The organism is Thermofilum adornatum (genome assembly GCF_000446015.1).
GTDB classification, from domain to species: Archaea; Thermoproteota; Thermoprotei; order Thermofilales; family Thermofilaceae; genus Thermofilum; species Thermofilum adornatum.
On the sequence record NC_022093.1, the window covers coordinates 1,688,201 to 1,701,347 of the forward strand.

General features: G+C 47.8%; 14 protein-coding genes and 1 pseudogene. 9 read left to right on the top strand and 6 right to left on the bottom strand.

All coding sequences use genetic code 11. From position 1 onward, the window contains the following. Positions 1–46 precede the first annotated feature (46 nt). The 5 genes and pseudogenes from N186_RS09605 to N186_RS09110 all read left to right on the top strand — a co-directional run bounded on the left by N186_RS09605 (position 47) and on the right by N186_RS09110 (position 4,426). Positions 47–915, top strand: a pseudogene (locus tag N186_RS09605) (ABC transporter permease). A gap of 50 nt (positions 916–965) precedes the next feature. Continuing rightward, a complete protein-coding gene (locus N186_RS09095) occupies positions 966–2,303 on the top strand; it encodes a BMP family lipoprotein (protein ID WP_020963527.1) in 1,338 nt (445 codons plus the stop codon). A 43-nt stretch (positions 2,304–2,346) separates the two neighbouring features. Beyond that, the gene (gene udp, locus N186_RS09100; RefSeq protein WP_020963528.1) at positions 2,347–3,192 is read left to right on the top strand and encodes a uridine phosphorylase; all 846 of its coding nucleotides are present in this window, start codon (positions 2,347–2,349) and stop codon (positions 3,190–3,192) included. 53 nt (positions 3,193–3,245) lie between these two features. After that, positions 3,246–4,097, top strand: a complete 852-nt coding sequence (locus N186_RS09105; protein ID WP_020963529.1) for a helix-turn-helix transcriptional regulator — start codon at positions 3,246–3,248, stop codon at positions 4,095–4,097. A 35-nt stretch (positions 4,098–4,132) separates the two neighbouring features. After that, positions 4,133–4,426 carry a hypothetical protein gene (locus N186_RS09110; RefSeq protein WP_020963530.1) on the top strand — a complete coding sequence of 98 codons (294 nt, stop codon included), beginning with the start codon at positions 4,133–4,135 and terminating at the stop codon, positions 4,424–4,426. On the opposite strand, the gene N186_RS09115 is transcribed toward N186_RS09110, so the two are convergent. Continuing rightward, positions 4,423–4,971 carry a flavin reductase family protein gene (locus N186_RS09115; RefSeq protein ID WP_052885591.1) on the bottom strand — a complete coding sequence of 183 codons (549 nt, stop codon included), beginning with the start codon at positions 4,969–4,971 and terminating at the stop codon, positions 4,423–4,425. The genes N186_RS09110 and N186_RS09115 overlap by 4 nt on opposite strands. 343 nt (positions 4,972–5,314) lie before the next feature. Between N186_RS09115 and N186_RS09120 the strand changes: the two genes are divergently transcribed. From N186_RS09120 to N186_RS09130, 3 genes are all read left to right on the top strand, one after another. Next, a complete protein-coding gene (locus N186_RS09120) occupies positions 5,315–6,055 on the top strand; it encodes a hypothetical protein (RefSeq protein ID WP_020963532.1) in 741 nt (246 codons plus the stop codon). 185 nt (positions 6,056–6,240) lie between these two features. After that, positions 6,241–7,173 carry a prenyltransferase gene (locus tag N186_RS09125; RefSeq protein ID WP_020963534.1) on the top strand — a complete coding sequence of 311 codons (933 nt, stop codon included), beginning with the start codon at positions 6,241–6,243 and terminating at the stop codon, positions 7,171–7,173. Continuing rightward, complete coding sequence (locus N186_RS09130) at positions 7,173–8,411, top strand: radical SAM/SPASM domain-containing protein (protein ID WP_148682199.1); 1,239 nt, start codon at positions 7,173–7,175, stop codon at positions 8,409–8,411. Before N186_RS09125 ends, N186_RS09130 begins: the two co-directional genes overlap by 1 nt. Before the next feature lie 42 nt (positions 8,412–8,453). Here the strand turns inward: N186_RS09130 and N186_RS09135 are convergent, their stop codons facing one another. After that, positions 8,454–9,326 carry a CPBP family intramembrane glutamic endopeptidase gene (locus N186_RS09135; protein WP_020963536.1) on the bottom strand — a complete coding sequence of 291 codons (873 nt, stop codon included), beginning with the start codon at positions 9,324–9,326 and terminating at the stop codon, positions 8,454–8,456. A gap of 76 nt (positions 9,327–9,402) precedes the next feature. Further along, positions 9,403–9,879 carry a GNAT family N-acetyltransferase gene (locus N186_RS09140; RefSeq protein ID WP_020963537.1) on the bottom strand — a complete coding sequence of 159 codons (477 nt, stop codon included), beginning with the start codon at positions 9,877–9,879 and terminating at the stop codon, positions 9,403–9,405. A gap of 72 nt (positions 9,880–9,951) precedes the next feature. On the opposite strand from N186_RS09140, the gene N186_RS09145 reads away from it, so the two are divergent. Further along, complete coding sequence (locus N186_RS09145) at positions 9,952–10,761, top strand: nicotinamide mononucleotide deamidase-related protein (protein WP_020963538.1); 810 nt, start codon at positions 9,952–9,954, stop codon at positions 10,759–10,761. A 41-nt stretch (positions 10,762–10,802) separates the two neighbouring features. Here the strand turns inward: N186_RS09145 and N186_RS09150 are convergent, their stop codons facing one another. The 3 genes from N186_RS09150 to N186_RS09160 all read right to left on the bottom strand — a co-directional run bounded on the left by N186_RS09150 (position 10,803) and on the right by N186_RS09160 (position 13,106). Continuing rightward, positions 10,803–11,135: a hypothetical protein gene (locus N186_RS09150; RefSeq protein WP_052885592.1), complete on the bottom strand. Its 333-nt coding sequence runs from the start codon at positions 11,133–11,135 to the stop codon at positions 10,803–10,805. Positions 11,136–11,314: 179 nt separating this feature from the next. After that, a complete protein-coding gene (locus tag N186_RS09155) occupies positions 11,315–11,770 on the bottom strand; it encodes a hypothetical protein (RefSeq protein WP_148682201.1) in 456 nt (151 codons plus the stop codon). A gap of 37 nt (positions 11,771–11,807) precedes the next feature. Further along, the gene (locus N186_RS09160) at positions 11,808–13,106 is read right to left on the bottom strand and encodes an AAA family ATPase (protein WP_020963541.1); all 1,299 of its coding nucleotides are present in this window, start codon (positions 13,104–13,106) and stop codon (positions 11,808–11,810) included. Positions 13,107–13,147 lie beyond the last annotated feature (41 nt).

Below are 13,147 nucleotides of genomic sequence, written 5' to 3' on the forward strand. Positions count from 1 at the left end.
CGCCGGGATAAGCTCCTTGAAAATAATTGACACAGCGCTCCTAGCAATGACTCCACTGGCACTGGCAGCCATAGGCGAGGTCATCAACGAAAAAGCAGGCGTAACAAACATAGGGCTAGACGGTATACTCCTAATCGGCGCTACGCTTGGAGTATACGGAGCCGAGCTGGCTGGAAACGGCTACATAGGGTTGCTTTTCGGCGCCTTGGCTGGTGCACTTATTGGATTTATACATGGAGTATTAAGTACATATGGAAGAGCCGACCAAGTGGTAGCAAGCATGGGAATCAACATTTTCGCGTATGGTTTCGTCCCCTACTTCCTAATGGCAGTATGGCACATGCCCGGCATACGTGTACCTCCAAAAGAGGTACTCGTACAGCTGTGGAATGTACCTCTAGGGAACTTTTACTTTGTGTTTAGCGAGCTAACTATCCTGGCCTTGCTTCTCACATTCGTATTCAACTGGCTGTTGCAGAAAACAGCCCTAGGCCTCTGGATAAGGGCCGCAGGCGAGAGCCTGAGGCAATCGATGCTGCGGGAATAGACGTATACAAGGTCAGGATACTGACAGCCACAATTGGCAGTCTCCTTGCCGGTCTGGGAGGCGCCTTCATGTCTCTTGTATGGTTCAAGGGAGTTGTCAAGGAGATCTCGGCTGGAAGAGGCTTCATTGCCTTGGCGTGTGTCGTGGCAAGCGGTTTAGACCCAATTCTAGCCACAGGCTTCGCATTTCTCTTCGGGTTCTCAGAGGCAGTAGCCTATACTTTTGCTGTCACGCCGGGGATAAAGGAGACCATTCCATATTACTTTGTATTCATGATACCCTACATTGTTACACTTGTCGTTGTTGCAGTGATGATAGGGAAGCGGAGATTCCCGAGGGCGCTTGGGGTACCCTATAAGAAAGAGTAAAAAACTTCAGCGTAAGTCTTATAAAGTTTATTAAACCTTATTATTTCTGTATGAAGAAAAGAAACGGCATAAAGACAATTTATGCAATAATTATTCTCGCCATCATTGTCGTCGCCGGCCTCGCTGCTTATATATTGACCCAGAGACCTGCCGGAGTCACTGCTAAGCCTAAAATAGCTGTAGTCTCAGACATCGGTGGCAGGGGAGACCTAAGCTTCAACGACATGGGCTTCAAAGGCGCAGAAGAGGCTGCCCGCGACTTTGGATGGGACGTTATGGAGCTAATTAGCAAGACAGAGGCTGACTACATACCTAACCTTGAGACAGCCGCAAAGGACCCGAACACTAAGCTAATTGTGGGCGTAGGCTTCCTGCTTAGCGAGGCCCTAGCCCAGGTAGCAGTAAAGTATCCCGACAAGTATTTTGCAGGCATCGATACATATGCCCAAGACGTAGTTAAACAGAAGTATCCTGACAAGTACCCCTTGCCAAACCTCATCGACATAAAGTTTGAGGAGCACAAGGGAAGCGCGCTCGTAGGTGCACTTGCATGCCTCCTAGCCATCAACTATGACTATCCACACGTAGGAATGGTTCTAGGAATTGAGATACCAGTTCTCTGGAAGTTCGAGATAGGCTACAAGTGGGGATGCAACTGGGCCATAGAATGGTACAAGCAGAAGTTCCCAGACCAGTATGCGTCAAAAATCAAGAACCCAGACAACATATTGGCCCAACCTGTTAAAGAGAGAGTCCTCTGGACCTACACGGGAACCTTTAGCGACATCACCAAGGGCTACGAAGCCGCAAAAGCAATGTATGCCAAAAAAGCCGTCGCTGTATACAACGTCGCAGGCCCACTTGGGCTCGGCATAAACCAGGCACTAGACGAAATAGCCAAGGCCAGAGGCCTCAACATGGGTCCACCATTCTGGATAGGGGTAGACGCTGACCAAGACTGGATCAACCCAGGCTTCGTGATTGCAAGCATGATGAAGAGGGTCGACAAAGGAGTATATTACGCTGCCTACCTAGTACAGAAGGGCAAATTCAAGGACATAGCTGTGAAAAACAACGGGATTCTTCTCCTAGGAATCGGAACAAAAGTGGACGGCGAATCAATGGAGGGTATATCCGTCAGTACACTCAACGACCTAGATGAATTCATAAAAATGGGACAGGCGGCTGAACAATATGTAGGCAAGAAAGTCTTACCCATGGATCCAGAACAGATCAGGGCCAAGGTAAAGGCAATGAGGGACTCTGTACCACAGTGGGTATGGCAGGCGGTAAGCGAGCTAGAGGCACAGATACGTGAAGGCAAAGTACAGGTACCACTCCCACAGACAGAGTCAGATGTAAAGGCTTGGAGAGAACAGCTCGGATAAAAAATATTTTTATTTTTAAATTTTCTTAATTTATGAAATTTCCATGTCAAGCAAAGGCACCGTGAAGAGATTCTCAGCATCAAAGGCATCCACCGAGGAGGGGCTCCAGTACCATATCAGGTGCAAGCCCGGAGACGTTGCAGAGTTTGTTCTTTTGCCAGGAGACCCTGAAAGAGTGCCGTGGATAGCTAGCTTCTGGGATGAACAAAGGGAAGTAGCCCGCCACCGCGAATACGTCACATATACAGGCAGATATAAGGGCGTCCCCGTCTCATGCACATCAACAGGCATCGGCGGGCCCGCTACCGCAATCGCTGTAGAGGAGCTACTAAGGGTTGGGGCCTCGACATTTATAAGGGTCGGGACGACTGGCGCGATACAGCCAGACATCGAGGTGGGAGACATAATCATTGCTACTGGCGCCGTGAGGCTCGACGGCACAAGCAAGCAGTACGTGAGGGTCGAGTACCCGGCATTCGCGCACTTCGAGGTTGTCTCCGCCCTCATCCATGCCGCAGAGTCCCTCGGAGCCAGGTACCACGTTGGCATAGTCGCGTCGACCGACTCCTTTTACACGGGCCAGGCGCGTCCAGGATACAGGCAGTACGAGCAGAGCTGGATGCGTGACCTCATCCCTGACCTGCAGAAAGCCGGGGTGCTGAGCTTCGAGATGGAGGCTTCAACCCTGTTTACCCTCTCGAACATATATGGGGCTAGGGCTGGAGCAGTCCTAGCGGCCGTCGCAAATAGGATAAAAAACGAGCTTGTAGAGAACGCAGGCGTGGAGATGGCAATTAGGGTTGCAAACGAGGCTGTAAAGATTCTGCACGAGTGGGACCAGATCAAAAAAGCTCGGGGCAAAAAATACATGTATCCGGGACTCGTCTAGGCACTCTCGGCAATAAAAAAACTTTATTTTTTAGGGCTAAATATAAGGAAACAATGAGTGGAAAAACTATCCGCCTCATGTGGGGAGCTTTACTGATCTATCTAGCTATAGGACTAGTATTGGTTTCTGGACAGCCCGTAGAAACACTTTACATAGAGGAGGGTGGGGTCCTAAGGGGCTTCATTTTCTTGCCTCTCTCCAGCGAGGGAGTGGCAGAGGTAAATCTCCCCTGTAGTGTCCCAACAGTTGCCGTTTACCCAGAGAAAGGTGTCCCAACATACACGCTTAGCGGTTCAACTCTACAAATATATGGGGACCCCAATACCAACGTAAACGTAACTTTCACGTGTGACCTAGGAAATGTTTCTACCATTTCTCTTACCTTGCAACCCATAAACCAGAAGCTTAACATCTACATTAGCCAGACATATACCGTTCTAGGCATATATCCAACCCCAGACGAGATCTCCTACAAGCCGGGCTATGTGTACCTCGGCTTCGGAAACCTCTCAACAAGTCTACAGCTCGAGCTGGCTGAGACCGGGCTACCGGGCGAAGGAAAGCCACCTGCACCATCACAAGCGACGACACCTACAAATGTTCCTCCAAAAGAAGACTATACTCTCTGGATCCTTGTACTAGCCCTAGCGCTGGCCGTAATTATTTTGGGCTTTTTGCTTACTGGGAGAAACAAAAAGGCCCCCGAGACACTAGTTGAAGAGGACCAGGCAATCATCGACTACTTGAAGTCCATGGGCGGGAAGGCCTATCTAAAGGAGATACGTGAAGCCCTTGGATTGCCGTCTACAACTGCCCTCAGGAGGATAAAAAGGCTTGAATCAATGGGCTTTGTCAAAACAGAGAAGACTCCTGGAGGTCTACTCGTTGTTCTGTTGAGGAAATAAGAAAATATTTATTATGCCAAAGCAATATTAACATAATGAGCCAATTTGTACACGAGATAGTTGTTGGGGAAAAGCATGAGGGATCCTATACTCTTGAGCTCATAAACATGCTTGGAAAGGGCGCACAGAGAGTAATCGTTAAGGCCCACGGGAGAAACATCTCGAAAGCAGTATATGTAACCGAGAGCGTTAGGCGCCTAACAGGGGACAAGATTGGCTACGGCAAGATAAAGATATATTCTACTGAGGTAGGCGAATTAAAAGAGGAAAAGAGCGTTCCAGTTATAGAAATAGAAGTCATAAACCTCGGAGTAAAGCCCCAGAGCTAGGGGCCACCTTTCCGAATTATATGTAGCCGGCCAACCTCATAGAAGCCTGCGCCCCAATTGTGTAGCGGCAAATTAGTCTTTTTCAGATCCCATCCACTCCTCTTCCCGAAAAAGCGCTCGTCAGCCTTGGCAGAGAGAACCTTGCCAAGGTAGAAAACAACGTCTTCCGTCTTTATGCTGGTGTATACACGGCACTCAACCACACCGATAGTTTCCTCTGCAACGGGGGCATCGACTTTTTCTCCCTTCCTGTAGCTGATAACCTTTGTCTTGTCCACGCTTCTACCAGAGACAGTCCCCGCATAGTAGAGCTTCTCGAGCGACTGTAAAGGCAGAACGTTCACAGTGAATTCCCCATACGTGTCGATAAGCTCCCTTGTATAGCTATTGACGTCAATGGCTACCCCCACCAGTGGAGGCTCTTCGCTCACAGGCGAGACCCAGCTAGCGGCCATAAAGTTGACTTTCTCGCCTACCTTTCCGCTTCCAATGAGGTATGCCGGCCTAGGGTGAAGCAAGAGGTAAAAGTTTTCAACTTCCATCATGGCTTTTCACTAAATAGGTCTTTTTGGATCCTTATCAATATTTCCCTAGAAAATTTTTATATATTTTAAGAGATCGAGCACGCTATATGAATTAGCCAATGCCCTGCGGTGCTTGCACTTCAAGAGGCATGCTTTCTATGTTCCCCAGAAAACGAGGATCGGACGCTCATCGTAGTTCAACAAAGACTTCACCTTTCATCAATTCTTTCGCTCATTTTTAGTTTAATTTATTAGACAGGTATGGACTTCCTGAGTTTCAGGGCAAGATTGAGGCTAAATAGTGCTTGGAACATTTATGACATTAAACTTAATACCCAGGTGAGACAAAACAAGATTGTAGTGTATGAGTATAGGCGAGACCGAGGAGAGCTCGTATATAGTTGCAAAGCTCTTGAACAGCCTGAAGGAGGTCTATACCTTCAAAGAGCTCGAGGAGATCCTGGACATGCCCAGCCAGCTTCTCTGGAGGTACACTACTTTTTCCCAGTTTCCCGAGAGGCAGACAGCGAAAAAGATACTTGACGCTATCCGTGAAAACAGGCTCATCGAGAAGGCCCTGAAGCAGGCCCTTTCCAGGGAGACAGGGGTAGCTGAGGAGTGGCGCCTCCTCTTTAACCCGAGGATATTGAACCTTGTGGGCTATCTTGCATGGAAGCATTTTAAGGACGACGAGGTCAATCTAGTCATGACGGCTGGGGAAAAGAATAGTGCCCTCGCAGTTGTTTTGGCAGAGTGGCTCTCGGCAGACGCTTGTGTAGCTACTGAGCATGCGTGGACAAGCTGGGGCAAGTTTTACTCCGCTCCCTACAACTCCTCTGAGAGAGAGGAGTATGTCTACCTACATGTCCCTAAGGAGGCTATAAAGAGGGACTCAAGGGTACTCTTCGTTAAGGGCACAGCTAAAAACTTTGAGTCTTTGTCGGCCCTATATAGCATAGCTGAGCAGGCAAAAGCTATTCCCGTGGGGGGCCTAGTTGTATTGGCCTACACAGACAAGTGGACAGAGTTCACGGCTAAGACCGGCATAAAGAAGTTCTATGTCGTTGCAAGCCTCCGCGGTGGGCAACTTGTTGTAAGCATTTAATGTTCAGAACCTCTTCTTTCTTTCATGTTTCCTTCCAAACAGACCATCCATAGGATAAGGAATCTCCACGAAAAGCTCGCTGACATAGGACACACATTGTTGATAACTTTGTAGTGCTAAAAATTGCTAAGGGTAGCTTTAGATAAAATTTATAGCATTCATGAAAAAAGAAAAGCGGATTCACAATGAAGGATAACAGCTTGGAAAAAATACTTGCATGGATGAACGTTATACGGGTCAAGTTCTTTGCAGCCGGCATACCACCTGTGATTCTCGGTTTTTCAGTTGCATACTATGTTGAGGGCCTATTGAGTCCCGACCTATTTTTGCTGACACTCTTCGGCATAGTTACTGCAATGATTGGAAGCTATACTTTCAATGAATACTTTGACTTTAAAAGCGGAGTGGATCTTGTTGTCAAAGATGAACATGTCACTCCTTTCAACTCTGGTAGCAGGGTTCTCCCCTCAGGCCTGCTGAATCCCGAAAAAGTTTTTGACGCTGGGCTCTTCGCATCTCTGGTCACGGTCGCAATAGGCCTGTACCTAACCTGGCTCCGCGGACCACTGGTTCTAGTTTTAACAATCTTGGGAATGATAGCTGCTCTAGGCTACACGGCTCCTCCCTTTGCTTTTGCGTATCGAGGAATAGGCGAAGCAATGATAGGGCTTAGCTATGGCCCATTCATTACGCTTGGCAGCTTCCTTGTCCAGACAGGCCGCTTAGACACAGTGGCACTTCTCGCATCTCTGGTACCAGGCTTCCTGATCACCGCGGTCATTTGGATCAACGAGTTTCCAGACTATGAAGCCGACAAAACTGTGGGTAAAAGAAACATGATCGTTAGGCTGGGAAAGAAGAAGGCTGTCCTCGTATATCCATGGTTTTTCATTTTGGCATATGCTACCGTTATTGCCGGTGTCGTTCTTAGAATGTTTCCTCTATATACACTGTTCTCCTTGGTTACGCTTCCCATAGCGATACAAGCTACTAGGAATGCAGTGAAGAATATTGATAATCCTCGAGGCCTCGTCCCGTCCATGAAAAACACTATTTTGGTTTTTGTTCTCACGACTTTTCTCCTATCACTTGGATTCATTGTAGCCAGGTGGATTTAGTGCCAGAACGCGCTCCCCATGTTTTACCTTTCTATATTCCTCCTACGTTGGTCTTGAGACAAGTAGGCAGTCTACTTGCTTTCAAGGAGTTGACGGGCTGGCCTGGATTGGACAGGTGGCTTCCAGAGGCCGGACTACTGTTGCGCACTGCCGCAGGGGCTATTGGCTTTGGCTGTTTCGGGATGCCTATACATCCAGTGTACGAGGTTACTGCCGCCTGTAATCTTAGGTGTAAGCACTGCCACGCCAGAGGGGGTAAACCATACCCAGACGAGCTAGACACTGAGGGAGCTAAAGAAGTAATAAGGAAGCTTGCCGAGGTTCCTGAGTTCCGCGTACTTGTCTTTACAGGTGGAGAACCACTTGTCAGGCCAGACATTTACGAGCTTATCTCTTACGCTAAGAGTCTCGGCTTCAGTGTTGTATTAGCTACAAATGCGATTCTAATCACAAAGAGCGTTTCAAAGAAATTGCGGGAACTGGGAGTTGAGGGTATAGCTGCTAGCATAGACTTTGTAAAGCCGGAGCAACACGACGAGTACCGAGGCGTGCCTGGGGCTTTTCAACGCGCCATAGAGGGAATAAAGAACGCGGCCAGCGAAGGTCTATATATCCACATAAATGTCACGCTCTCCAAGCTGAACCTCGACCAATTAGAGGACTTGATGCGGCTTTCTGACAGGCTTGGGGCCTATGTCGTGTTTCTCTACCAGCTGTTGCCGTTTGGAAGGGGAGAAGAATTAAAGAACTTGCTATTAACCCGTGAAGAATTTCTGCAGGTTATGGAGAGAGTAAAGAAAATACAGCGAGAAGTAAAGCCTGTAATCGTGCCAGTAGGTCTGCCCGAATACTTCGCCTATCTCCTTAAAGATTCTCCACTGTTCAAAATCTATTCCCCATTCTTTAAGGGATGTAGCGCGGGCAGTGGAATGTTCTACATAAAGCCCAACGGCGACGTCTGGCCATGTGCATTCGTCCCCATAAAAGCTGGAAACCTGCGGGAACAGTCAGCACTCGAAATATGGAGAAACAGCCCAGTATTCAGGGCTCTTAGAGACAGAAGTAATCTTAAGGGTCCATGTGCCACTTGTAAGTATAGGGACGTGTGTGGGGGCTGCAGAGCTAGAACCCTTGCATTAACAGGAGACCTATTTGCCTCGGATCCAATGTGTCCACTCGCAAGTCACGAGACACAATTAAAGCTGATAAGAACCCCAGACATCAAGACGATACAATAGCCATAGTATCTCATGTCTATTTTTTCGGAAAGAAAGTCTTAGCTAATTTACGTTGCCCCTTGTTCCCAGAAAAATCTTCGCAATTGTGGCCACAAGTACTAAAGAGAGTATTCCCAATAGGCCATTCCCACCCAGAAGTTCTCCAGTAGCATCCTCTAAATTATTCGTCAATATTGTTAATGCCCAAAGCGCGTTTAGAGCTCCATGCAGAGAGACTGAGGGAAGTATGCTCCCAGTCCTGGATACTAAGATTAGCATTATAAATGTTAGAGGTATGCATAACACCACGAAAATTGGAACACCGAGCCACTTCAAGTTTGGATAGTTGTGTCCTAGAAGCCCTATAGCTGTTGCATGCCACAGTCCCCAGACGGTTCCTACGATGAAACTGTTTCCAAGGCTTGGAGCAGAGCCTAGCCGCTTATAGAGGTAGCCTCGCCACCCTATCTCTTCGCCCAAAGCGTAGAGAGCATTGATGGTTAGGGCTACTAGGTAAGCGGAGACAAGCTGTACAAGCAGGAGTACTCGGGCGGCTTCTATGGATATTTTTCCCTGCTCTGCTATTATCCTTACAGGCTTTTCTAGGTCGATGACGTTGAAGGCTAGGCCTATGAGAAAGTAGATTCCTAGTGCAATGTAAACTATTAGGGGTGCCAGAAAATACCAGTAGACAGCTTTATCCCTCACGTTAAGATAGCTTTTAAATTCTCCGGATATACTCTTCCCAGACATCCGTAAGGCTACAGCCGCACCGACAGTGGGGGTATACATCCTGAAGAGGCCCCACAAAAGAGCTACCTGTGACAGAACAAGGGGAGATGGCACATTTTGCGAAATCGTGAATACGAGTACGTCGGCCAGGAATGCGAGCCCAAACGAGATAGCGAGGAACGCGACAACGTCCCTGTAAGCCATATATTCCTTAGGGGCTTTACGATTTAATTTTTTGCGGGCCATTTATAGTGTTTTTGGGAATTTCAATAGGCCAATTCTATCCTAGCTTCTTAACAAGGATTATATCGTCCTCGTAAGCATAGAGCGGCCCCTCAAGCTCCTCGAATTCTTTTTCTCCCCGCCTATACAGTGAATAGCCCATTTTCGTGAACATACCTATCGAGGCCAAATTGTCTCGCCTAGTGCTGGCCGCAGAATATCTACAGCCATGTTCCCTGAATATCTTTTCTGCCTCGGCTACAAGGTTTTTACCTATGCCCCTGCCCCTGTAGCCGGGGTCTACGGCTATAAAGCTTATTACGCTTATCTTCCCGTGGGTTTTAGTCTCCTTTGTGTATATTTCGGCCACACCTACGACTCGCCCATCCATAATGGCAACGAGAGTGTCTAGCCTGCCGAGGAGGAGCTCGCTCCAATACCTATAGGAGCCAGTAAAAGACTTTCTGAGTATTTCTTTTGCCTGTTTTAGGTCGCCCTTCTCGGCAAACCTTACCTGAAGACCAGTTAAAGCCACTTCTCCGACCCTCTACAAAATTGGGCATCCTGCTACAATAAGTTTATCGCCCCCTAAAATACTATTCTCCACATGGACTGCAAGGCTAAGGCATACATACTCTCCATTGGAAACGAGCTCTTAATTGGAAAAGTCACCAATACGAACGCGTCGTGGCTCGCCCAGAGGCTAACACTCCTAGGCTACTGTGTAGAGAGAATAATCGTCCTGCCAGACAACATGGACGACATTGTAGAGGAGTTCCATAGGGCGGTTTCCAGGGCAGACCTCGTCATATCTACGGGCGGATTGGGACCCACACCAGACGACATTACAAACATAGCCCTAGCAAAGGCGCTCAACAGGGAGCTCGAGACAAACCCCGAGGCGCTCGAAATGCTCAAGGAAAAATACGCTAAGCGGGGCTACCCCCTCACCCCTGAACGCGAAAAAATGGCAAAGCTACCCAAGGGCGCTAGACCCCTGCCAAACCCAGTGGGGACGGCTCCCGGAATAATGGTCGAGACAGATTCACGCCTGATCATTGTTCTTCCAGGGGTACCAGCAGAAATGGAAGCAATATTTAAAGACCACGTCGAGCCAATCCTCAAGTCAAGGGGGAGGCCGTACTTCTATAGGGAAAAAATGATTAGGGTAAAGGGTGTCCCAGAGGCAGACCTTACACCAATACTTAGAAGAGCACTTAAAATCGACGAAAAGGCATACGTAAAGAGCCACCCGCGCGGTCTCGAGGATGGGGTGCCAGTTGTAGAGATACACGTATATGCTTCTTCCAGCAGCGAGGAAGAGGCAAGCAATATTGTCGATAAGGTGGAAAAGTTCCTCATCGAAGAAATCAGGAAAACATTTGGACAATCGGCAAGCATATCTCCTCTAAACTGATGCCCAAGAAACCTTTTTCCATGATTCTCGTTTAACGTGGTTCACTTATTGGAACTCTCATATATAATGGATAAGACTTCTTCTATGTATTCTTTTTCGCTAAGCTCCGTAGGCTTAGAGTAACACATTAAATCGCCCAAAAGAACCCTCATCTTTACAATGTTCTTTGTGTTAAGTTCTCCGAAAACCTTCAGCGTTGCCTTTTGCAACAGTTCCCCGCATGTCTTCTTGAGCAACTCGGCTAGGGGCTCATAGTGGCTTGAGGCTGAGAGGGAATGTAGCAAGAGGTTTCTCATTTTTGGGTCAGAATACTTTGAAATATAGGACTCGGCGATGCATCTCAGAAGGTCTTTTCCTGCGATATCTTTCTCCAAGCAACCGCTAATTACTTCTGCGGGGAGAGCTTTCGTGTCTCACGGGGAATAGTTGAACTTGGGAAGACAAGAGTCGTCTTGGATGCTAAAAACGGGAAAGTGCTCCTGGAAAACCCCTAACGGAGAAACTCTTCTTTACGCTCAGATGAGCTTAGGCCTCAAAGCCTGAGGACAGAGGTTCAGGGATCGAGTGATTTCTCCTTGCTCTCTAGGATTTTAATGAACTTTTCATGAATTAGCTTGGCTTGTGGTTTAAATTCTTCCGGCATATATGGGTCTTCTAATTGACTTCTGATCCTCTCCTTTGCCCAAGCGTAATCTCCTCTCTGCAGTGCGTATTCTATTTCCTTTTCGAGTGCAATATAGTGAGTTGTGTAAACTAGTGTTCTGGGAGAATCAACAATTATCCTCCTGTGAATTTTAAAACCCCTTTTCTTCCATTCATTTATCTCAACGAGCTCGTGTATCAGAAGATATTCGTTTTCGAGAACATCTCTAAAGTTAACCTTGTCCTCAGTGTAGGTATCAGTAGACATGTAGTCGACAAGATCTTGAGCAGAGACATCCAGGTGATAGTTAAGTGACTCTAAAATCCTCCGGGCTTTCTCAATTTTACTCTCAATTTCCTCAAGCATTGATCTCGCCTCTAACGTGCCAGTAGCAATGAGCTCTTCATTTGTTATCCCAAAAAAGTTCACCTGATTCATGAGCCTTCTGTGTGGAGATTTTTGTCTCGCTGACCATCTTTGCAAGAGAGACTAATTCGTCGGGACCAAGCGTCTCAGCGCCCTCTATTTCTGGAGGTTTTTCTTTCAGGCTGATGAGTCCCGCGTGGGGTATTCCTAGGGAGTGTATTCTTTCAAGGGCTCTCTTGGCCTCGTTTTGCTCAATGCTACCTAGCTTTACCTCGTAGCCTGCGATGGGCCTTTTACCCTTAAGTACAATTACGTCTACGTCTCCAAACGGTGAAACATAAAACCCTGCTACACCGGAGTACCTTTCAGCCATTAGCTCGGCAATACATGCTTCTGCCTCTCTTCCCAGTGCCGTGTTTGCCGCCTCCGGGGTAGCCTGGTAGCCCTCACTCACCGAAAATTTTTGATCCAAATAGTAGACCAGCGACAGTAGTGGTGAAGAGTGCCTGTAGTAGACCTTGGCTCCTCCAGATCTCCAAGCCTTTAACTTCCTGACTAATCCCATTTTCACCATTCGCTCAAGTATACCCACAACAGCAGAGGCTCCACCCTCCACGAGCCCCTTAGGAGCCAAGACGCCCGCGATTTCGGCCGGCTTCCAATAACCCTCTGCGAGCAACCTCAGCACTGCTTCATACAGCGTTGTGAGTCTCCTCTCTTCCTCCACGAACACCTCTCCAACAAGACCCATACTTGCAAGCGCCAGCCTCCCAGCGTTTTCAGCAATGAAAACCGCAGGGGGCAGGCTTAGGTCAACAAAGGGGACAATCCATGGATCCCTAACAATTATTGCCCAAAGCAGTGCTTTTTCAGGATTAAGCCTTTCCACAAGAGAAGAAACTGCATCCGCATAGCTTACAACATCGACCCGGAGAGGATTCACCAGGCCCAGCAGGGGGCTCCTCCTGGAAAAAACCTTCTCAACAACACCAAAACTTGACCCAGAAAGCACGAGCCTGCCTAAAGGGTGCGCAAGGGCCAGCATGTCCCAGTAGTTTTCAGGAAGCCTCTGGAACTCATCAATGACTACGCACTCCCCCCTTCTGAGGGCATCTACGACACGCTGAAGCCCCTCCTCTAAACCTGTCTTCTCGATGCCCCCATTGCTTTCAAGAAAAATCTCCCTAGACCTCGTTACAGTTGCATAAATGCTCCAAGAAAGCTCCCTTCTAAGCAGAAAAGTTTTACCAACCTTTCTCCTACCATATACAAGTAGCCAGCCCCTCGCCTTCTTAAGTTCCTCAGCTTCTCTCCGCCTAAGCACAATTTGCTCCATGTGAATATTCTGGTAGGAATATTCGCATCTGTTATAAAAAT